Here is a 19,463-nt window from a genome sequence, read left to right on the forward strand (position 1 = left end):
AACTAATATAAAGAGATAAAATATGTTTAATAAAGGCGGAATGGGCGACTTAATGAAAAAAGCCCAAGAAATGCAAGAGAACATGCAAAAAGCACAAGCTGAAATCGCAAACACAGAAGTGGTTGGTGAATCAGGTGCCGGCCTAGTCAAAGTAACTTTATTGGGTAACCACAATGTACGTAAAGTTGAAATTGATCCAAGCTTATTTGAAGACGACAAAGACATGATCGAAGACCTAGTAGCAGCCGCAATGAACGATGCAGTACGTCGTGTTGAAGAAGTTAACAAAACTAAAATGAGCGGTTTAACTGGCGGTATGGATTTACCACCAGGCTTCAAAATGCCTTTCTAGGCTTTATGCCACGAAATACACTGTTAATATAATTAACATCAATAGCTTGTCTTTGCATCGTTTATTAAATAACGAAATGAAGACAAGTTTTTTTGTTTTCGTATTTATGTTTTAGTTTCAAAGTTATCTCTATTTTATACCCCATACTTTTATCAGCTATTTCTTTGTCGCCTAGACCTTTATCATCTAACTTTTTATTGTCTACAGTCGCCAACCCAGTTCAATCTAAGCCAATAACATGACTCATATTATTGAATTCATGGACGAGTGCGGTACCATCAACTACTTTGAGATTATTTATTTTATAAAAGAAGCAACTATGCCCATTTCATCTTCATTAAAAACAACCTTATTAACATTGACTGGCGCGCAAGCGATATCTGATGTTCAGTTAATTCAAGGCGTGTGGGGCGGATATGGGGAACTGTTTAGAGTCAGTTTGCAAGGCGGTGAACATCGCGCAGTGGTCGTGAAATTAGTAAATACACCACAACCTAGCTCGCATCCTAAAGGGTGGAATACTACACTGTCGCATCAGCGTAAATTGCATTCTTATCAAGTCGAAGCAAATTGGTATGCTCATTACACCGCGCTAAATAATGATGACTGCTACTCACCACGCTGTATTGCACTGCAAAGTGACCAACAACAAAGCTTATTGGTATTAGAAGATTTGGCCGCAGTCGGTTATCCCATCGTTAAAACAGAAGCGACGCTTGATGAAGCCAAAACCTGTATAAAATGGCTTGCTAACTTTCATGCGTTACATCTTCAAAGAAAAGCCAACGACTTATGGGCAACTGGAACCTATTGGCACTTGGCGACGCGTCCAGATGAATTCGCCGCCTTGCAAGATAGTGAATTAAAACATTCAGCACAACGTATCGATCACATCTTAAGCCAATCACCTTTTCAAACCTTAGTGCATGGCGATGCTAAATTAGCTAACTTTTGTTTCTCTGCTGATGCTAACAAAGTTGCCGCGGTAGATTTTCAATACGTTGGGCAGGGTTGTGGCATGAAAGATCTGATCTTATTTATCAGCAGTGCTATTCCACCTGAAGATTGCGAACAGTTACAAGCGGCGTTAATTGATCATTACTTTCAATGTTTAACCTCGGCAGTTTCAAAAACACGTCAAGATATTGATGCAACAAAACTAGAGGAAGCGTGGCGACCTTTATATGCCATTGCTTGGGCGGACTTTCAACGTTTTGTAAAAGGGTGGTCACCAACGCATTGGAAAATTAATGCTTACACTGAACAACTCACTGCACACGCGCTAAAATCGTTAACACAATTTCCCTAAAAGGTCAGACAGCCGTGTTATTAACAACAGAACAACTGAATCAATTAAGCTTATTAGCCATTCAAGCGGCAGAGCAAGCTGGCGATTATATTCGTCAATTTGACCGTGCATTACTAACCACACACTTTAAAGCAGCAGGCAGTAGTCAAAGTGCACAAGTGGTGACAGACGTGGATTTTGCTTGCCAAGATATTATCTTAACTATCTTACAACCGATCTGTGAACAGTACGATTTAGCACTGCTGAGTGAAGAACAAGTAAACGAAAAAAAGCTAAGCGAAGATAGCACTGATCTAGAAGCGATTAATCTAAAAAGCGCTAATCAAGAAAGCCGTGAAGAAAATACAAACATTCATCCACGTTTAACAAAAGACTACTTTTGGTGTATCGATCCGCTCGATGGCACCTTACCCTTCATAGAGGGCGGAAATGGTTATGCCGTATCGATTGCACTAGTCGCAGCAAGCGGCGAGCCCATACTGGCGGCTGTGCATCAACCCACAAGCAATACCACTTATCATACAATGATAGACACACTGGGGATGACGCAGGGCTATAAAAATAAACAGCCATTCAATAAATCATCACCGAGCGACTTATCGCCAAACAAGCCATTACCAAGCGAGTCATTATTAAACCAATCACTACCAAGCAAACTAACTGAAAGTAGCACAAGCGACATCAGCAGTATCAATACCATCAATAAGGTGAATAACTCATTTACTTTTTACAGCGACAGAAGCTTTCAGTTTAGTAAGCACTATCCAGTGTTAATTAAGCAGTTAACAATATTAGCCAATGAACTAGGTTATGAAAAAGTGATAGTCAAAGAACAAGCAGGCGCGGTAATGAATGCAATGTCGGTGATTGAATGTGCCGTGATGGAAAAACAGAACCCTCAGCACAATGCCGCTTGTTATATTAAATTACCTAAACCCCAGTTAGGCGGAGGCAGTTTGTGGGACTTCAGCGCAACAGCTTGTTTAGCCAATGCGACAAATACCTGGGTCAGTGACATTCACGGCAATCCGCTTGATTTAAATCGACACGATTCAAACTATATGAACCATCAAGGTGTGCTTTACGCGTCAGAACAAAAGCTCGCACAAAGGCTCATTACTATGTGTAGAGCATTCAAATAATGGTTAAATAATACCTTAATAGCTAAACTGTTAAGCTATTTCACAACATTAATTAACCAATCTACTGTTCATCAATAAAGCGTGTTTCAAATTGAAATGCTCTAAAAAAGTGATGAATAAACAGTATTCTTCATTTTTCTCATTAATATCAACTATTTCAAGCTCTTACCATTCCTAAAATCACTTTTTTGTGATAAAACTGATTTAATAGCTGAACTTATGTAATGAATTTAGCTATTAAGGAATAAGCTCCTTTTCCCTATTTTGAGAATCAAATCTTAAATGCTTTCAATAACAAGATGAAATTAATGTGCAGGGAACTGAGTAAATAAAATGCCAGAGAGCTTTTACAATAAAAATGCAGACTATTTAGCAAAATTGTATTTATCAAAATCCTTTGAGCAGGTGCATCAACCATGGCTTGAATATCTAACACCCATCTTAAACAAACCCGATGCCCGCATTTTAGACTTAGGGGCAGGCGCGGGGCGCGATAGTAAATATCTGGCGCAACAGGGTGCTAGCAACAATATCTCAGTTACCGCGATAGAGCCTGCTGCAATGCTTGCCGAACTAGGCAAACAATATACCCAAGGTTTAAACGTTCGTTGGTTGCAAGACTCCTTACCCGATTTAACCACAGTCACCAAACAAGAAGTCAGTTTTGACCTGATCTTACTGAGTGCTGTTTGGATGCATATTCCCGAGACACAACGTTCACGCTCGTTACGGAAATTAGCTAACCTACTTAAACCCGGTGGAAAATTAGTTATCTCATTGCGTCATGGCCCAAGTGGCGATGAACGTAATATGCTTGATGTGTGCAGTGACCAGTTACTGCACATGAGTAAAGAGTTTGGGTTATCTCCATTATTAGTCACTGACAAAAATGCAGATGTTATTGGGCGAGAGTCAGTGACATGGCAAACGGTAGTGCTCATTAAGGAAACAAATTAATGGCGGTAAAATATTACATTGATAAATTTCAATCAATTAGAGCTGATCGTTCTAATGGTCATGTTAAACCTCATAAAATTTGCTTACTTTTTGCTGTTATTGATCTTATTGAACAGGGCATTATTACTCAAAATAAAATTATCTTTAGTGAACAATTAAAAGCATCTTTTACTTCCTACTTTGAACCACTTAAACAGGGGAATGATAAAGATACGCCGCATTTACCCTTTTATCATTTACAAAGCAGTAATTTCTGGCACTTAGATATTAAGCCTGAATACCAAAAAGAGTTTGATAAACTGAAATCTGCAAGTAATGCAACTATGTTGTGTTTTGTCAATTTCGCATATATTGATGATGAGCTTTTTGATTACCTCAAAAGCTCAATAACCAGAGGTGTATTGAAAGACGCCTTAACTCATAACTTAGGTGACTTAGAAGCACAGTATATGCGCTGGGCTTCATCTATTGGTAAGTCTGATAAAACCATAAAAAATTATATCGGTGCATTAAAAGGTTCAATTCCAAATTGGCTTAAAGGCAGTGGTTTAGCGACTGGAAGCTTAATGTCTATCAGTTCACATGCAACTTATAGCCAAGTGACAGAAAAAATAATGCAAATAGAAGAATTTAAAGCTAAAAATAAAAAAGGTAATGGTATGTATAGTGCAGCCATTAAATCCTATTCTGCATTCTTAGATAATATTACTCAAACTACTCTTAACAATGATCTAGAAACGATCATTAAAGATGAGGCTACAACAGCCACAGATAAAGCAACGTTAGTGAAAACTCGCTTAGGGCAGGGGAAATTTAGATCTGATCTTATTAATTATTGGCATGGCTGTGCTTTAACAGGTTATAGGAATACTGACTTTTTAATTGCATCGCATATACGGCCTTGGTCTGTATCAAATGATAAAGAAAGATTAGACCCTAACAATGGTATTTTATTACTAGCCAATATTGATAAAGCATTTGATGGTGGTTACATCACTTTTAACGATAAAGGTAAGGTGCTCATTTCTGACTCTCTCGATGATCATAAAGTATTGGGTATTGGCGTGGACATGGCAATATCATTAAACAATGAGCATCAAAACTATCTTGCTTACCATCGCGAAATGATTTTTAAAAATTAAAAACGTATCTAAATAACAGAGATCGATATGGAAAAAATATTTAATAAAGTAAATGGGTTTATACCTAGTTTAACCGCATTAGCAGTCTTATTTGGTTTTTTATCTTATATGGTTGCCTATTTTTTTATCAAAGGTGTGGGGGAAGGCTATGGTGTGAGTGCTAATATTGGTACTCAACAGGAACTTATTGCACAAGGTCTAATTTTATCAGTTGGACTTATAGGTAAAATAGCTATTCAAGCTTTTTATTCAATAATCGAACAGTGGCATATGTTATTAGTTGGTGCAGGCATTGGTATCTGTATTGTTATCTTTGACGTATTTATAAAAAAAGGAGCCGCCGTTGGTGATTTATCAGAGAAAGCCCAAACCTACTCTAGATATTTAGTTGGGTTATTAATATTTATTTATATTTTTATCGCTTTCCCGTTAGCCGCTTATAACAAAGGGGTTGCAACGGCTCAGAAAGTGATCGAAAACTTAAATGAGAAAGGCTGTGTAATAGAATCAAATATGTGGAGGAAATGCTCTACTATTACCTACAAAAAATCAGATGTACTTATTACATTAAATGGTTTGGTAGTTGATAAAAGTGGACAGGAAATAACCATTTATCTACCGAAAGAAAAAGTATTAAGAACCTTTCAATTGCCTAATGATGCTGTTATCGAACGAAATTTTGTTTTAGATTGATGCTGAAAATCATGAAAAATAAATAGATTAAATTAATATAATATAGCCGCTATTTTGTGAATCATGTGTGTCTATTTTAATTAGAAAATAAAGGTTACATATGAGTAAATATCCCATTTCAATCCTTCCATATTTAGAAGAAATATCTAATTGTATTTGGAGTCAAAATGCCTCAATAATGGTCGGTGCGGGGTTTAGTATGAATGCTAAACCAATAGGGAATAATAAAAAATCATTTCCTAGTTGGCAAGATTTAGGAAATAAATTTTATCAAAAGGTTAGAGGTGAAAAAATTGAAGAGGCTAAATATAATTTTTTTGACCCTTTAAAGCTTGCGTATGAAGTAGAGGCTAATTTTGGACGTCCTGCTCTTAATTATCTGTTAAAAGACTCTATTCCTGATCTCGAGTATTTACCTTCTGATCTCCATAACACATTACTTAATTTCCCTTGGTCTGACGTATTCACTACAAATTACGATACATTATTAGATAGGGCTTCTATGGAAGTTGCACGTAATTATAAGATTGTTGTTAATCAGAACGACTTAATCCACTCTGCTTCTCCGCGCATAATAAAATTACATGGCTGCTTTAATGCTTCAACTCCTTTAATTATAAGCGAAGAAGATTATCGAACATATCCTATTAAATATGCCCCATTTGTAAATACAGTTCAGCAAACTCTTTTAGAAAATACACTTTGTTTAATTGGTTTTTCTGGTGATGACCCTAATTTTTTAAAATGGATTGGTTGGATAAGGGATAATTTAGGTCAAAGTAATTCGCCAAAAATATATTTAATTGGGATGTTAGGGCTTTCTGCTTCACAAGAAAAAGCATTATCTCAATATAATATTACATGTGTTGATATGTCTTTATGCCCTGAACTAAATAGTCAAGATCATAAACAAGGAATCGAGTATTTTTTTGATTATATAAAAAGTAATAAAATAGAAACGGTAGACTGGGAAATCATAGAGGAATTTTCTAAAGAAATTCAAACAAGTCCATTTCCTAAAAATATACAACCCTCTGAAGATTTTGAGGCTAAAAGCTCTGAAATAGTAAAGCTTACTAAGAAATGGAGTAATGTTAGAGGTAAATATCCTAATTGGTTGATTGTACCTGAAAATATAAGAAGTCAACTATACCAAAGAACACGTCGTTGGCAGGGATATATTAATGATGAAGATCCAATCGACAATAAAGTAAAACTTGAATTTATTTATGAGTATTTATGGAGAAAAGAAAAGTGTTTATTACCTATATGGGATGATGAGATTCAGGTGATAGAAACCGTAGTTGATTATTATATTAAAGAATTAAGCAAAGAAGCTTCAAGTATTGAAGGTATGGATGTTGAAAATTTAAAAAATAAGATTTCATATTTAATGTTTGCATTATTACGTTATTACAGAGAGGAAGGAAAATCAAACGAGTGGAATACTTATTTTTCATTGATTGTAAATACATTAGATAAATCAAAATTTGCTAATGAAATAGAGCATGAACAAGCTCTACAATTTTTATTTGATGGAGATAGAAAACAACTGGAAATATGCTTAATGAGGTGGAATGTTTCTCAAAGTACAGCATATTGGATGTATAAAAAATCAAGCTTACTGGCTAAATTAGGGCAATTCCAAGAAGCAAAAACTTTGTTAAATAATGCGTTAGTGAAAATTAAAAAGCATATCAATGAAACTAATGTCATAAATCAATATAGCCATGTTTCGCTTGAATCTTATGTACTATTATTACTTAATTACATTGAGAATGCTTTAGGTTGGACGCGTAATAATGATAATGAAATTCAATCAAGGTTAGACTTCCTCAAACGATATTCTTGTAACCCCAGAGGAGAAATTAATTCTTTAGAAAAAGATATTTCTCATAAATTCGTAACTGGAAAGTTCATTTCATCGCAATATAGTTTTGACGTTGGTTTTATTGATCCTAGTGATATAGCTGATGATAATGTCCCTGAAGTCGAGAATGCTTTTCATTTATTGAGGTTCTTTGAAGATACTGGTATTCCATATCAAATAAAAAATACTACTTTAGGTGCTAAAGGTGTAGAGAACGCAATAAAACGAATTGCTAATGTTGCGCCAAATTGGGCTATGGCGACAATGCTTCAATTAGGTAGTAGTAAAACAGTTAAGGTTTTTTTCACTCGTGAAAAATTAAACACAATGACAGTTGAATCTATCGATGAAATTGCACTTAAATATATTTCACGATTAACAGAACTATGTGAGATAAATGATTCTAATAACCTTAGTGGGAAAGTGTTACCTGAAGCTTTATCAAGACTTTGTTGTAAATGTTCAATATCAGTAAAAGAGGATATATTAAACTTATTAATACGAATTTACAGTACAGAATATGGTAGGCAATTTGCGGATGTAAAGACATTGGTAAAGCGTTTGATCTATTCGCTAAGTGATTTAGAAATGATAAATTATCTACCCAATTTTATTGAGCTATCATATTTATATATCTCAAATATACAAAAGTCATCATTTCAGCATTATTTTAATAACCCATTTTATTATATTGAAAATATATCGAATGAAGTTATTAAATCACAAGCAGTTAAGATAGATGCTAAGAAAATTTATTCATTAATTAAGTTTATAAAATCAGATATTTTAAATGAAAGGGATAATGCTACACAGGTTCTTATCTCACTTTACAATTTTTCTATTCTCAATAAAAACCAGCATAAAGCTTTAAACAGTAGTTTGCTGTCACAAACAGATGAGTTTGGAATCCCGAATAATACCAATTTTTGTAAAGCTGCTTTTAATGAGGTTCTTATTGAACAGGATAAATATAAAGCAAACTTAAAAAATTATCTCCTCGAATCTACACATCTTATACAAAATGAAGAGCCAAACCCCAATGCATATACTTTGACCTCTAGACCAGATTTATTATGCAATGAAATGGTTATATCTAGCTCTTTTTTAAAATGGGATAAAAATGAGCAAATATATATTTTAAAAAAACTAATAGCATGGTGGAATGTAGATAAAAAATACCTTCTAGAAAAAAGAGTCTATCATGATATTAAAGCTGAGTTTAAAACTCGTTTTTCTCTTATTCCTCAAGTTATTTGCTCTGTAATAACTAAAGACAGTTTTGAAGAACATAGAAATGATTTATTACAAATGGTTAATGACTTCAAAACACATGATGTACCTTATATTTATTTAGACACTATTTTATTTAATTTAGTCGATAAAGAAAGAATAAAAGCGTTAATCAATAACTCGATCTCAAGTGATGATAAAAGCACCGTGGTTGATACATTTAAATCAATTCACTACCTTATTAAAATTGAAAGCCCAATTTGCGATGATGTTATAGAGAGTGTTTTTCAATTTGTTAAGTATGACAAAAGCTATAATCTAACATATGGATTGACAGTAATTGAAAGCGTAATTTTTGCTGACGTTGTACCTATTAATGATCAATTTGAAAATATAATTATCAACCAATTAAAAAGAATAAATAATGGAATTAAAGAGTTAACTATTGAAGAAAACTTGGAGCTACAAAAATTAGCTGCAAGACTCGCATATCTAATTGACCATCATTCTCTTGATAAAAGTGATGCAATGAATGAGGCATTACTTATTTGGAAAGAGCGTTGTTTAAGTGAAAATGAGTTTTCTGAAATTAAGAATCAGTGGTTACAGTGATACTACTTTTGAAATTATAAGTACCCAATTTATTCGAATATAAATTTTCATATTAAGTGAAAAGCTAGATTTACTTATTTCTAAACATAATATAATTGTGACTTTCAACCAAGCTCTCGCATTATTTTTTAGGAGATTCTGTGGAAGTTGTTTTATTCGTAGTGGCAGCAATTAAGTATGTATTTAGTCATTACGTATTTACTGTGTAAACGACTATTCATAAGTTTTTTAAAAGCATACAAAAAAGCCGAACATAAGTTCGGCTTTTTTATTGCAACTATAAAGAAACTTACGCTTCTTCGTCCGCTACAACTGGACGGTCAACGAACTGGATGTAAGCCATTGGAGCTTTATCGCCAGTACGGAAACCACATTTAATGATACTAGTGTATCCACCAGGACGAGTCGCGTAGCGAGGACCTAGTTCATTAAACAATTTTGCTACTGTTGCATCATCACGAAGACGAGCAAACGCTAAACGACGGTTAGCAACGCTATCCACTTTAGCTAGTGTAATTAATGGCTCAATTACACGACGCAATTCTTTTGCTTTAGGCACGGTAGTTTTAATAACTTCGTGCGTAGCAATAGAGATTGCCATATTACGAAACATAGCCTGACGGTGGCTGCTGTTTCGGTTAAGTTGACGTCCACTTTGACGATGGCGCATAACCTAATCCTTATTATTCGTAAGTCGGTTTTAGACTAATCTTCGATTAAACTTGCTGGTGGCCAATCTTCTAAGCGCATGCCTAGAGACAATCCACGTGATGCAAGTACATCTTTGATTTCAGTTAGAGACTTCTTACCTAAATTAGGCGTTTTTAGAAGTGCAACTTCAGTACATTGTACTAGGTCACCGATATAATGAATCGACTCTGCTTTCAAACAATTAGCAGAACGAACAGTGAGTTCTAAATCATCTACTGGGCGTAAAAGAATTGGATCAAATGCAGGCTTTTCTTCTTCAACTGGAACTTGTACTTTTGTGCGTAAATCAACAAATGCGTCTAACTGCTCAGCTAAAATTGTAGCTGCGCGACGAATTGCTTCTTCAGGCTCTAAAGTACCATCTGTTTCCATATCGATAATAAGCTTGTCTAAATCGGTACGTTGTTCAACACGTGCTGATTCAACACTGTAAGCAATACGCTCAACAGGGCTGAAAGTCGCATCTACTAATAGACGACCAATTGGACGCTCATCTTCTTCACTATGCATACGTGATGAAGCTGGAACATAACCGCGACCTGATTCAATTTTAATACGCATGCTGATTTCAGCATTGCCTGTTAAATTACAGATCACGTGCTCTCGATTGACTATCTCTACATCACCATCATGAATGATATCGCCTGCAGTAACAGGACCAGCGCCAGATTTAGTTAAACTAACTAAAACTTCGTTTTTACCTTCAAGTTTTACTGCCAGACCTTTAAGGTTAAGAAGAATCTCTAGGATATCTTCTTGAACGCCTTCTTTGGTGCTGTACTCATGTTGTACACCATCAATTTCGACTTCAGTTACGGCTGTGCCAGGCATAGACGATAACAAAATACGACGAAGCGCATTACCTAAAGTGTGGCCAAAACCACGTTCTAGTGGTTCAAGAACCACTTTTGCTCTAGTTGTTGAAATTTGTTCGATATCAACTAATCTTGGTTTTAGAAAATCAATTACAGAACTCTGCATTTATGTCCTCTCTTAAAAATTAACTTTACTTAGAGTAAAGCTCGATGATTAACTGTTCGTTAATCTCAGCAGATAAATCTGAACGTTCAGGTTGACGAGTAAATATGCCTTCCATCTTCGTTGTATCAACCGAAACCCAAGCGAGGGCTTCACGTTGACCAGCAATCTCTAATGCAGCGCCAATACGTGTTTGCTTTTTAGCTTTTTCACGGATTGCGATAACATCACCAGCTTTCACATTGAAAGACGGGATATTTACAACTTTACCGTTCACTAGGATAGCTTTATGGCTAACTAGTTGACGTGATTCAGCACGTGTAGCGCCAAAGCCCATACGGTATACAACATTGTCTAAACGACCTTCTAATAAAAGAAGTAAGTTTTCGCCAGTGTTGCCTTGTAAACGAGCAGCTTCTTTATAGTAGTTACGGAATTGCTTTTCTAATACACCGTACATACGACGTACTTTTTGCTTTTCACGTAATTGTAAACCGTAGTCTGATAGACGAGGTTTACGCGCACCATGTACACCTGGTGCGTTATCAATTTTACACTTAGATTCGATCGGACGAACGCCTGATTTTAAGAATAAATCAGTACCTTCACGACGGCTAAGCTTAAGCTTAGGACCTAAATATCTTGCCATTGTTCTTTCTCCAATTACCTTAGAACGTTGCGATTAAACGCGACGTTTCTTTGGTGGACGACAACCATTATGTGGGATCGGTGTAACGTCAGTAATATTAGTTACACGGAAACCCGCCGCGTTTAGTGCGCGAATCGAAGATTCACGACCAGGTCCTGGTCCATTTACAAAAACTTCTACGTTTTTAAGGCCATACTCTTTTGCTGCTTCAGCAGCACGTTCAGCAGCAACCTGTGCAGCGAACGGAGTAGATTTACGAGAACCACGGAAACCAGAACCACCTGCAGTAGCCCAAGAAAGAGCATTACCTTGACGGTCTGTAATAGTGACGATTGTGTTGTTGAAAGAAGCATGAATATGAGCCATGCCATCTGCAACTTGCTTTTTAACGCGCTTGCGAGCACGAGTTGGTGTTTTAGCCATGATCTCTTACCCTATTTCTTAATTGCTTTGCGCGGACCTTTACGGGTACGAGCATTCGTTTTAGAACGCTGTCCACGTACAGGCAAGCTGCGACGATGACGAAGTCCACGGTAACAACCAAGGTCCATTAGACGCTTGATGCTCATAGATACTTCACGACGTAAATCACCTTCAACGGCGAATTTAGCTACTTCTGTACGAAGCGCTTCGATTTGTGTTTCATCCAGATCTTTAAGCTTAGTATTTTCAGCAATACCTGACTCAGCACAAATAATTTGTGAACGAGTCTTGCCAATGCCAAAAATAGCAGTTAATGCGATAACTGCATGCTTATGATCAGGAACGTTAATGCCAGCGATACGGGCCACTATGCACTCCTTAAAGTTAACGGTTTATTTGCGAAAAGCCCGAAAGGATGCTCTACAAATAATGATTATAAAATGCGATTCAAACTTGAATCACTAGGATGTTGATATCCAAACTTTAGCCTTGGCGTTGTTTATGCTTTGGCTCTACGCAGATAACTCGCACCACACCGTGGCGTTTGATTACTTTGCAGTTACGACAGATCTTTTTAACGGATGCACGAACTTTCATTGCAACACTCCGGTTAGTAAATATTAGCCTCTCGAAGAGTGAACAAGTTTAAAATAAACCTGTACATCTGAAGGGTGGTGGAATATAGCAAATTCTATATAAATTTTCGAGTAATACTTGATGAAAAATGAATAAATATCATGCCGATTTACAATTTAGAGATAAAAGAGACTCTCTTTTTAAAAGAGATCGTTTGGAGGAGAATAAATTTAGATTTTAAACTTGAAGAGCAAAATAATACAATCATGATTTTCTTTAATGCTATTTCTGAAATGGTATTAAGATAAGTGGTATTAAGATAAGTGGTAAAAATTTTAACTTGGTATTTTTTTTGATGGGGCGGGGCGGTATTTACTGACAGGCTATATTTGCAATATAACCTGTCAGTTGATCTAAAAAGTGAACTTTATATTTTAAAAGAGCCTACATGTTTATCTAACGTGTCTGCTAGTTCGGTTAAGTTTCTGCTGGTGACTTCTAATGCCTGACTAGCGGTTGCACCTTCTACTATTGAGTTATTCACTGTATCCATATTCATGTTAATTTCATTAGATACACTCGATTGTTCCTCTGTTGCAGTGGCTACTTGAGTATTTAAATCTAATATTGCGATGACTTGATTTGATATTCTGACGAGTGCTTGTTGCGCTTCTTCAGTGGCTTTTGAGCCTTCATAGGTTAAAGATTTACTGATGCTCATTGCCTCTACTGCACTTTTAGCTTCGGTTTGTAGGTAGTCAATCATCTTCTGAATTTCACCGGTTGATTTAGCGGTTTTGGTTGCTAGATTTCTTACCTCATCTGCGACTACTGCAAAACCTCTTCCTGCTTCTCCGGCGCGAGCGGCTTCAATGGCTGCATTCAAAGCAAGTAGGTTGGTTTGCTCTGAAATACTGTTAATAACTTCAAGAATTGACCCTATAGATTGAGTTCTATCGGCTAATGACGTTATCACTAGTGAAGTATTGTTTATTTCTTCAGATAGGTTTTGAATAGTGCTGGTGGCTTCCTGTAATATTTTATTACCTTCTTGCGTTTCTTTGTTTACATCTTGCGCTGCGTCAGCTGCACCAGATGCATTTGAAGAAATTTCATTGATGGTCGCGATCATTTCATTCATTGAGGTGACGACTAAGATAGATTGCTCACTTTGTTCTTCACCTCGTGTTAGTGAACGTAAAGCTTGGTCTCTAACATCGGTCGCTGACAGACCTAATTGCACGCCTGTTTTAACAACTTGAGTCACTATTTCATTAATATTGCTAGCAAAGGCATTGAAGGCGATCGAAATTCGCGTGATTTCATCATCCCCTTTAATAGGTAATCTTACGGTAAGGTCACCATCACCTTTAGAGATGTCTTCTAATGCCAGTTGTAATCCTGAAAGGGGTTTGAAAAGGTGATTCATTACCCAAATAAGAATACAGATACAGATAATAAATATCCCTGAGATTGCAACTAACTGAATCATTAATATGCCAGAAGCCGCTTCGCTGACTTCTGTAATTGGAATACCGATATCTACCGTGCCATAAAGTTTACCGTTGACATAAATAGGTGTCATTATGTCGTAAACCCATACTTTTTGTACGTCGGCATACCATTTCGAGTGTTGAGAAACCCCTTGGCTAGCACCTTTTACTGAATAACTGTCGTCGTACACTTTATTAAGTTTTTCTCTGTCACTGTGTGCAACCGCTTTTACTTGTTTATTAATGACAATGGCATAAGAAATATCAGGTCGACTTTTAAGTGAAGTGACCAAACTTTGTAAGTCGGCCAATGGTTGTGGTGATTTTTCTAGAATATATTCAACATTGGTAACCAGTAAAGAAGCCTGTTGTTGTGACTTTTTGAGAATTATTTCATCTATTTCTTGGTTAGAAATATAAGAGGTTGCAGCAATGCTAGTAATTGCTGCAATAACAAACATTGCAAATACTACTATCAGTATTGTTTTTTTCATTTTTTGTTTCCTGAAGTTGTAAAATATTCCTTCCTAAATTCACATGATAAGTGAAGGATGTAGCCATAAAGGAGTATACATACTCTCGAGTTTATCGAAAAGTGATTACTATTTTAAATTAACGTTATGCACTTATTATTTGAATCCAAGTTTCAAATTTTATGTTGTCATGTGTTCTTTTATTAACTGGTTCATTCTTTTGAAGGTACAACGAGAGTAGAAGTAAATGAGATATAAGCAAAAGTATCTTATAAAAAGAGTAAGTTTTTAGCATCAGATGTGTACTTTAATGTTTGAACGCTGATGTTGTATAGATATTAAATTGCTTTAACTTGTTGTGGCTTTGATGTGGCTTTTAGTCTGAATAGTTATAAATTCACTGAAGATCCCATCTTATAAAAAGCATTAATTAAATAAACGCCGTTATGTGGTTAAACGGAGGGTGTTGTAAGTATTTTATTTAATTGTTTCTTGTCTGGATGTAATTAAGCTAATCTGTTGTTTATCAATAATATCTATCACTGAAGTGTTAGTGCATGCTTAAAGGAATAACAGACTATGCATAATAAGATTGCAAAAATATTGGCACAGCTGAATGCTGTTTTATTAGGTAAAGAGCGACAGACTAAACTGGCGCTGGTGTGTTTATTAGCTGATGGCCATTTGTTGATTGAGGATTTACCTGGCATGGGTAAAACCACTTTAGCGGGGGCATTGGCAAGAACCTTAGGGTTAGATTATCAACGAGTGCAATTCACCAGTGATATGTTGCCTGCTGATATTTTAGGTGTGTCGATTTTTGATAAGCAACTGCAACAATTCAGTTTCCACCAAGGACCTATTTTTACACAAGTGTTATTAGCCGATGAAATAAATCGTGCGAGCCCTAAAACACAAAGTGCATTATTGGAAGCGATGGAAGAACGTAAAATATCTATCGATAAACATACCTATCCATTAGGCCAACCCTTTTTTGTGATTGCGACACAAAATCCACAAGATCAAGCGGGCACGTTCCCGTTACCTGAGTCCCAATTAGACCGATTTATGATGCGCATTGAATTGGGTTTTCCTAATAAAGACGCTGAATTATTAATGTTAAAAGGACAATACCAACCGCAAGTGACTGAAGCGATTATTGATGCTCAGCAATTGAATGAAATGCAAGCCGCTGTTCGGTTGGTGCAAGCAAGTGATGCGGTATTACATTATCTGATCCGTTTAATTGAAGAGAGTCGTTATGGCGCTGAATATGCGAATGCGCTTTCACCTCGTTGTTCAAAAGTGTTGTTGAGTGCGGCTAAAGCGATGGCCTTTATTGAGCAGCGTGACTATGTGGTACCAGAGGATGTTCAAGCGGTGTTTGTAGCAGTGGCTGATCATCGATTAAATGGGGTGAATGGCACTAAGAAAAGTGGACAAGCATTGAGCCAAACCCTGTTAAATAGTGTTGACCCGCTACAGTAATTCATTTTTATTTTTTAAAATAGTGTTTTTAAAATCGCGCTTTTAACCATGAATTTTTAAATCAGGCTTTTTTAAATAACATTTTTAATAATACTTTTATTATCTAAATCTAAGCCGCTTTTAATCTCGATTATTAGAAAGTGATGTTCAGGAAATACGCTTAGTCGAGGCGTGTTGGACACTGTTTAATAAAGCATAAGAATAAAAGCATACGAGTTAAATACGACTAATAAATCACACAGAATAACGGTAACGTTGATAAGCACGTATTGAGTAAAGGTAGCAATCATGTCTCTGACAATAATATCAAAGCAGTTTAAGACGTTAATGAATCAGCGATTTGATCGTTGGTTGGTTAAGCGCATACCGGTTGTTGATTCAATTACCTTGAACCGAGGTAATACGTTTATTTTCCCTTCTCGGTTTGGGCTTATATTTTTAGCCACCTGCGTTATTTTGTTTTTAATTGGCACTAATTATCAAAATAATTTGATTCTATTTTTGGTGTACTTTCTATTAAGTTTTATGATCACTTGTTTATTATTAAGCCACCAAAACCTGTCAGGCCTGAGATTAACAGCAAGCCAAACGGAAGATCAGTTTGCGAATGAAAATTGTGCTTTTACTTTACGTTTATCACGGTCAAAAAATGCCAAAGCGAATTGTGCTCAACAAACCAGTTTTGCGTTTAAGCAGGCTAGTTCAACTTTTCCCGCGACCATGGCAGAACCTTTATCTGAACAACAAAATATTAGCTTATTTGCAAAAAGCACCAAACGAGGATGGTTTAAACCCGGACGCGTTACGGTGCAATCTTATTATCCTTTTGGGTTGTTTAGAGTGTGGTCGCATATTGATTTTGGTTTCTCATGTTTGTTGTATCCGAGCTCCATTGAAAATGCCTTAGATAACGTGGTGTTAAACGGTGATGAAACAGAGGCAGGAAAGCAAGCTGCTAAAGTCGGTTTTGATACGTTCAGTACGTTAAAGCCATTTCAGGAAGGCGAATCATTAAAATCGATAGCATGGAAACAAGTTGCTCAAGGAAAAGGTGTTTTTACTAAGCAGTTTGAAGAGGAACGAGGTGGCGATGTGTTTTTATCTTTGTCGGCTTTTAATGGCGTACCCACTGAAGCGCGATTGTCGATGTTAGCTTATCAAGTGTTAACGTATGAACAGCAAGGTATTAGCTATGCGTTAGATCTTGGAAAAAGAGTTATTGAAGTAGGATCTGGTGCGCAGCATCAACAAGCATGTTTACGTGCGTTAGCGTTATATGGAGAGCAGCATGCCTGAGTTTTTAACACGTCAAAGCTTGTCGTTAATTGTGTTTAGTTATGCCTTAGTGGTGGTGTTATTAGCTGAGCAAGTGAATGTGCTATTAATTGTTTTTGGTGTGCTTTGTGCTGCCTGGCGTATTGCGCTGTTTACTGGGCGAGTAACGGCATTAAAGAAAATGATGACCAATAGTATTTCTGTTATTTGTATCTCAATTATTGTGTTGATGGTTTATAAGTCAGATGTGCTGAATATATTGGTGCATGTGATTTTATTAGGCTTCAGCCTTAAGTTCCTTGAATTAAAATCGGTTAGAGATGTGCACTTTTTTGTGAATACCGGCATTGTGCTAGTGGCGGTTTTTCTGGTGTTTAATCATAGTATTATGATGGCAGCCGCTGCGGCTATAGTGGTTGCTTTATTGCTGATGATTTTACTGTCGATACATGGTGCAACTTTACAAACAAAACCCCAATTTAAGGTGTTGAGTAAAGTGCTCGTTTTAAGCTTGCCATTGGCTGTGGTGCTATTTCTTGTTTTACCTCGCTTACCTTCCATGTGGCAAATGCCATTACAAAACAAAGCAACGACGGGGTTAACCGATAGCGTGTCCCCTGGCAGTATTGCTGAATTAAGCCAATCTTCAGCACTTGCTTTTAGAGTGAGCTTTGATGACGAATCACCTCAAGGCGTATTACCTGTAGGACAAGCACGTTATTGGCGAGTGTTAACGTTAGATGAGTTTGATGGCAAAACATGGTCGCAAAGCCCCAGCTTACAAAGAGAAGAAAAAAGGGCTAAAAGAGGTAAGAATCTAGGTTACGAGTTAATTGATAAACAACGTAGTTATCAATTGATATTAGAACCTCATTATAAGCATTACGTGCCGAGCTTGGATTTTGCTTATTCAAGTAATGACAGTGCGTTATTAAGTGATTTTAGTTTACGCAGTGTTGACCCTGTTTATAAACGCCAAGCTTTTAAAATCGAGCAATATAAGCAAGTCGACGGTTTTGTTAATAGCGCAAAGTCGTTACAAAAATACACGCAATTGCCAAGTAAAGGCACTGAGGTCGATAACCCTAAAACAAGGGAGTGGATACAGAGTAAGCTCGCTTCAGGCATTGATAAGTACGCGATATTAGATCAATTATTAGCGATGTTTAATAAGGATGATTTTCGTTATACCTTAAAGCCCCCTTTATTGGGCGAGCAACAAATTGATGATTTTCTGTTTTCATCACAAGCTGGATTTTGTGTGCATTACGCCAGTACTTATTTGTATGTAGCTAGAGTATTGAATGTGCCTGCACGTATGGTGGCTGGTTATTTAGGGGGGGAATGGGATAACTCAAATGAGTTTTTGAGTGTACGTCAATATGATGCTCATGCTTGGGTTGAGATTTGGAAAGATGAACAATGGACGCGCGTCGACCCAACGGCGTATGTTTCACCTGAACGAGTGGAACAGGGCATATTACAAAGCTTGGATGATCAAAGTGAGTTTTTATCTGGGCAATACTTGTCACTTCGTCATTGGCAAAATAATCAATTATTCAATCAACTCGCTGATTTCCTCGATAGAGCAGATTACTTTTGGGCGGTTTGGGTTATAAATTATGATAATCAGAAGCAATTAGAAATACTGAAGCGTTTATTGAGTAACATTCCTTGGTTAAATTTATCCATGTTGATATTACTGCTGTTATTTTTAGGCACAACGATCACCGCATTATGGATATTTAAACCGTGGCAAGGTGAGACGCTACCTATTGAAGATCGATTGTTTAATAAGTTGTATAACACAGCCACTGAAAAGCATTTGGTCAGACATAAAGGGCAAACCGTTGCTGATTATTGTAACGCGCTAGGGCAGTTAAAGGTTGATGCACAACCTTCATTGGTTAAATTCGCTATGGTGTATAACCAAATAAAGTATCAGGCGAGTTTAACTGCATCACAAAAAAACGTGTTAATTGCAGAGCTGGTTGTACTGAGAAAATTGATTAGTAAGCAATGTAAGCGTTAATGCTTACATTGCTTTTATTTTAAAATCAAAAGCAGTTTTACCACGAAGGCTCAAAAGG

Annotated in this window: 17 protein-coding genes; 10 read left to right on the forward strand and 7 right to left on the reverse strand. The window is 36.4% G+C overall.

All coding sequences use genetic code 11. The annotated features are described in order from the left end of the window. Window positions 1-22 precede the first annotated feature (22 nt). From Q0794_RS09715 to Q0794_RS09745, 7 genes are all read left to right on the forward strand, one after another. Window positions 23-352 (forward strand): YbaB/EbfC family nucleoid-associated protein, encoded by a 330-nt coding sequence (locus tag Q0794_RS09715; protein ID WP_298941523.1) that lies wholly within the window; start codon window positions 23-25, stop codon window positions 350-352. A 238-nt stretch (window positions 353-590) separates the two neighbouring features. Then, window positions 591-1,661, forward strand: coding sequence for a phosphotransferase (locus Q0794_RS09720; RefSeq protein ID WP_298941524.1), 1,071 nt, complete (start codon window positions 591-593; stop codon window positions 1,659-1,661). A gap of 14 nt (window positions 1,662-1,675) precedes the next feature. Then, the gene (locus Q0794_RS09725; RefSeq protein WP_298941525.1) at window positions 1,676-2,803 is read left to right on the forward strand and encodes an inositol monophosphatase family protein; all 1,128 of its coding nucleotides are present in this window, start codon (window positions 1,676-1,678) and stop codon (window positions 2,801-2,803) included. Between the two features lie 333 nt (window positions 2,804-3,136). After that, window positions 3,137-3,760: a class I SAM-dependent methyltransferase gene (locus tag Q0794_RS09730; RefSeq protein ID WP_298941526.1), complete on the forward strand. Its 624-nt coding sequence runs from the start codon at window positions 3,137-3,139 to the stop codon at window positions 3,758-3,760. Next, complete coding sequence (locus Q0794_RS09735; protein ID WP_298941527.1) at window positions 3,760-4,902, forward strand: HNH endonuclease; 1,143 nt, start codon at window positions 3,760-3,762, stop codon at window positions 4,900-4,902. The genes Q0794_RS09730 and Q0794_RS09735 overlap by 1 nt, the downstream gene beginning before the upstream one ends. Before the next feature lie 27 nt (window positions 4,903-4,929). Beyond that, the gene (locus Q0794_RS09740) at window positions 4,930-5,595 is read left to right on the forward strand and encodes a hypothetical protein (RefSeq protein ID WP_298941528.1); all 666 of its coding nucleotides are present in this window, start codon (window positions 4,930-4,932) and stop codon (window positions 5,593-5,595) included. A 100-nt stretch (window positions 5,596-5,695) separates the two neighbouring features. Continuing rightward, complete coding sequence (locus Q0794_RS09745; RefSeq protein ID WP_298941529.1) at window positions 5,696-9,307, forward strand: SIR2 family protein; 3,612 nt, start codon at window positions 5,696-5,698, stop codon at window positions 9,305-9,307. A 289-nt stretch (window positions 9,308-9,596) separates the two neighbouring features. Here the strand turns inward: Q0794_RS09745 and rplQ are convergent, their stop codons facing one another. The 7 genes from rplQ to Q0794_RS09780 all read right to left on the reverse strand — a co-directional run bounded on the left by rplQ (window position 9,597) and on the right by Q0794_RS09780 (window position 14,631). Next, the gene (gene rplQ, locus Q0794_RS09750) at window positions 9,597-9,977 is read right to left on the reverse strand and encodes a 50S ribosomal protein L17 (protein ID WP_137297931.1); all 381 of its coding nucleotides are present in this window, start codon (window positions 9,975-9,977) and stop codon (window positions 9,597-9,599) included. 35 nt (window positions 9,978-10,012) lie between these two features. Further along, window positions 10,013-10,999: a DNA-directed RNA polymerase subunit alpha gene (gene rpoA, locus Q0794_RS09755; RefSeq protein ID WP_298941530.1), complete on the reverse strand. Its 987-nt coding sequence runs from the start codon at window positions 10,997-10,999 to the stop codon at window positions 10,013-10,015. A gap of 25 nt (window positions 11,000-11,024) precedes the next feature. Continuing rightward, window positions 11,025-11,645 (reverse strand): 30S ribosomal protein S4, encoded by a 621-nt coding sequence (gene rpsD / locus Q0794_RS09760; protein WP_298941531.1) that lies wholly within the window; start codon window positions 11,643-11,645, stop codon window positions 11,025-11,027. Window positions 11,646-11,678: 33 nt separating this feature from the next. Then, the gene (gene rpsK / locus Q0794_RS09765; protein WP_019613697.1) at window positions 11,679-12,068 is read right to left on the reverse strand and encodes a 30S ribosomal protein S11; all 390 of its coding nucleotides are present in this window, start codon (window positions 12,066-12,068) and stop codon (window positions 11,679-11,681) included. An 11-nt stretch (window positions 12,069-12,079) separates the two neighbouring features. Continuing rightward, the gene (rpsM, locus tag Q0794_RS09770) at window positions 12,080-12,436 is read right to left on the reverse strand and encodes a 30S ribosomal protein S13 (protein ID WP_025565958.1); all 357 of its coding nucleotides are present in this window, start codon (window positions 12,434-12,436) and stop codon (window positions 12,080-12,082) included. Window positions 12,437-12,551: 115 nt separating this feature from the next. Further along, the gene (gene rpmJ, locus Q0794_RS09775) at window positions 12,552-12,665 is read right to left on the reverse strand and encodes a 50S ribosomal protein L36 (RefSeq protein WP_011770886.1); all 114 of its coding nucleotides are present in this window, start codon (window positions 12,663-12,665) and stop codon (window positions 12,552-12,554) included. Between the two features lie 406 nt (window positions 12,666-13,071). Further along, on the reverse strand, window positions 13,072-14,631 hold the full coding sequence (locus Q0794_RS09780) for a methyl-accepting chemotaxis protein (RefSeq protein ID WP_298941532.1): 1,560 nt from the start codon (window positions 14,629-14,631) through the stop codon (window positions 13,072-13,074). A 558-nt stretch (window positions 14,632-15,189) separates the two neighbouring features. Between Q0794_RS09780 and Q0794_RS09785 the strand changes: the two genes are divergently transcribed. The 3 genes from Q0794_RS09785 to Q0794_RS09795 all read left to right on the forward strand — a co-directional run bounded on the left by Q0794_RS09785 (window position 15,190) and on the right by Q0794_RS09795 (window position 19,405). Beyond that, window positions 15,190-16,098: an AAA family ATPase gene (locus tag Q0794_RS09785; RefSeq protein WP_298941533.1), complete on the forward strand. Its 909-nt coding sequence runs from the start codon at window positions 15,190-15,192 to the stop codon at window positions 16,096-16,098. A gap of 288 nt (window positions 16,099-16,386) precedes the next feature. Next, on the forward strand, window positions 16,387-17,394 hold the full coding sequence (locus tag Q0794_RS09790) for a DUF58 domain-containing protein (RefSeq protein ID WP_298941534.1): 1,008 nt from the start codon (window positions 16,387-16,389) through the stop codon (window positions 17,392-17,394). Continuing rightward, on the forward strand, window positions 17,387-19,405 hold the full coding sequence (locus Q0794_RS09795) for a DUF3488 and transglutaminase-like domain-containing protein (protein WP_298941535.1): 2,019 nt from the start codon (window positions 17,387-17,389) through the stop codon (window positions 19,403-19,405). The genes Q0794_RS09790 and Q0794_RS09795 overlap by 8 nt, the downstream gene beginning before the upstream one ends. The last annotated feature ends 58 nt before the right edge of the window (window positions 19,406-19,463 follow it).

Source organism: uncultured Psychromonas sp., assembly GCF_947489755.1.
Classification (GTDB): Bacteria; Pseudomonadota; Gammaproteobacteria; order Enterobacterales; family Psychromonadaceae; genus Psychromonas.

What these genes read in the sequence shown, in the direction of transcription:
- Q0794_RS09715 (WP_298941523.1), top strand. Translation starts at nt 23, where the DNA reads ATGTTTAATAAAGGCGGAATGGGCGACTTAATGAAAAAAGCCCAAGAA.
- Q0794_RS09780 (WP_298941532.1), bottom strand. Translation starts at nt 14,631, where the DNA reads ATGAAAAAAACAATACTGATAGTAGTATTTGCAATGTTTGTTATTGCA.
- Q0794_RS09740 (WP_298941528.1), top strand. Translation starts at nt 4,930, where the DNA reads ATGGAAAAAATATTTAATAAAGTAAATGGGTTTATACCTAGTTTAACC.
- rpmJ (WP_011770886.1), bottom strand. Translation starts at nt 12,665, where the DNA reads ATGAAAGTTCGTGCATCCGTTAAAAAGATCTGTCGTAACTGCAAAGTA.
- Q0794_RS09795 (WP_298941535.1), top strand. Translation starts at nt 17,387, where the DNA reads ATGCCTGAGTTTTTAACACGTCAAAGCTTGTCGTTAATTGTGTTTAGT.
- rpsD (WP_298941531.1), bottom strand. Translation starts at nt 11,645, where the DNA reads ATGGCAAGATATTTAGGTCCTAAGCTTAAGCTTAGCCGTCGTGAAGGT.
- rpsK (WP_019613697.1), bottom strand. Translation starts at nt 12,068, where the DNA reads ATGGCTAAAACACCAACTCGTGCTCGCAAGCGCGTTAAAAAGCAAGTT.
- rplQ (WP_137297931.1), bottom strand. Translation starts at nt 9,977, where the DNA reads ATGCGCCATCGTCAAAGTGGACGTCAACTTAACCGAAACAGCAGCCAC.
- Q0794_RS09730 (WP_298941526.1), top strand. Translation starts at nt 3,137, where the DNA reads ATGCCAGAGAGCTTTTACAATAAAAATGCAGACTATTTAGCAAAATTG.
- rpoA (WP_298941530.1), bottom strand. Translation starts at nt 10,999, where the DNA reads ATGCAGAGTTCTGTAATTGATTTTCTAAAACCAAGATTAGTTGATATC.
- Q0794_RS09735 (WP_298941527.1), top strand. Translation starts at nt 3,760, where the DNA reads ATGGCGGTAAAATATTACATTGATAAATTTCAATCAATTAGAGCTGAT.
- Q0794_RS09720 (WP_298941524.1), top strand. Translation starts at nt 591, where the DNA reads ATGACTCATATTATTGAATTCATGGACGAGTGCGGTACCATCAACTAC.
- Q0794_RS09790 (WP_298941534.1), top strand. Translation starts at nt 16,387, where the DNA reads ATGTCTCTGACAATAATATCAAAGCAGTTTAAGACGTTAATGAATCAG.
- Q0794_RS09785 (WP_298941533.1), top strand. Translation starts at nt 15,190, where the DNA reads ATGCATAATAAGATTGCAAAAATATTGGCACAGCTGAATGCTGTTTTA.
- Q0794_RS09745 (WP_298941529.1), top strand. Translation starts at nt 5,696, where the DNA reads ATGAGTAAATATCCCATTTCAATCCTTCCATATTTAGAAGAAATATCT.